The organism is Staphylococcus pseudoxylosus (assembly GCF_003697915.1).
GTDB classification, from domain to species: domain Bacteria; phylum Bacillota; class Bacilli; order Staphylococcales; family Staphylococcaceae; genus Staphylococcus; species Staphylococcus pseudoxylosus.
In genome coordinates this window covers 1-958 of the sequence record NZ_RCVN01000045.1, presented here as the reverse complement: position 1 = coordinate 958, position 958 = coordinate 1, and the positions used below count along the sequence as shown (strand labels likewise).

The following is a 958-nucleotide window of genomic DNA, read 5'->3' as shown; positions in this document are numbered from 1 at the left end:
TTTTTTCACAACTTCTTCTAGCTGTTTTTCATCAAATTTAATATTAATTGTTTCCATTTACTCCTCTTTCTACAATGAAGACGTCGCCTTGTCTTGTAATTTCAATATTATATTTAAGCATAGGCAGGATCCAACCTTTACCCCAATAGCTCCATAATTCACTTATCAAGCCATATAAGCACTCGTTAGGCTCTGCCCTATACTTTGTTTCGTTCATTTCCTCAAGCTCTTTAGATAGCTTTCTGACACCTCTAGCGTAATGTTTACTAGCTTTTTCTTCTGCCCTTAAACTTTTGTAGTTGCTTTTCATATATGAACTTTCTAATATCGTCTTTCTGCTGTTTTTCCTCTTTATCAGACCAACTAACTTTTTGGCCTTTTCGCTTGCCACTTTGATAAACTCGTCTGTTATCATCAGGAAAGCCATTTTTTTCAAAGTACATTCTAGCATATTCAAAGTAATTTAAGCTGTTGATGTACTGCTGACTATCCTTTTTGTGATAATTAAGAGTTATCAATCGTCTTTCAGCTAGTGATTCAAAAGATGTTATCATACTTCTTCTTCAACGAAACCTAAAGCTAACAAAGCTTTATATTCCTCGCTCCCCTCTTTAACTTCAAGAGCATCTTGCTCGAATTTTGTTAATTGTTTAGACTGTCCAGCATAATATAATGCAGTTCCTCCGCTACTATCAGAAAAGTTATAAAACTTAAATTTAGGTTCAATAACTTCATAACCGTTAATGACAGCTTCAACCATTTTCAATTGCTCGTAACACTCAAAAGCACTACTTGGACATTTATCGCCGCCTATCCAATTGTATCCATAACCAAAACGAGTGATGTGACAAAGCGCTCGTTTTTTGTTTATTTCATCTTCAAGGTTTCCAAAAGTTTCAAGATAATCAGCTTGTTTTTGCGTTAATTTGACTACCATTTGTTAGTTCTCCTTTATTTC

Annotated in this window: 2 protein-coding genes; both read right to left on the bottom strand. The window is 34.3% G+C overall.

Going from position 1 to position 958, the window contains the following annotated elements:
* Positions 1 to 43 precede the first annotated feature (43 nt).
* Complete coding sequence (locus D9V42_RS14700; RefSeq protein ID WP_197065192.1) at positions 44 to 415, bottom strand: DUF7413 domain-containing protein; 372 nt, start codon at positions 413 to 415, stop codon at positions 44 to 46.
* Positions 416 to 550: 135 nt separating this feature from the next.
* Entirely contained in the window at positions 551 to 937 is a 387-nt protein-coding gene (locus tag D9V42_RS14695; protein ID WP_036851114.1) for a hypothetical protein, read from the bottom strand.
* Between the last annotated feature and the right edge of the window lie 21 nt (positions 938 to 958).

Bases quoted from the DNA above. Each gene is read 5' to 3' on its own strand.
- D9V42_RS14700 (WP_197065192.1), bottom strand. From the start codon at position 415: ATGATAACAGACGAGTTTATCAAAGTGGCAAGCGAAAAGGCCAAAAAG.
- D9V42_RS14695 (WP_036851114.1), bottom strand. From the start codon at position 937: ATGGTAGTCAAATTAACGCAAAAACAAGCTGATTATCTTGAAACTTTT.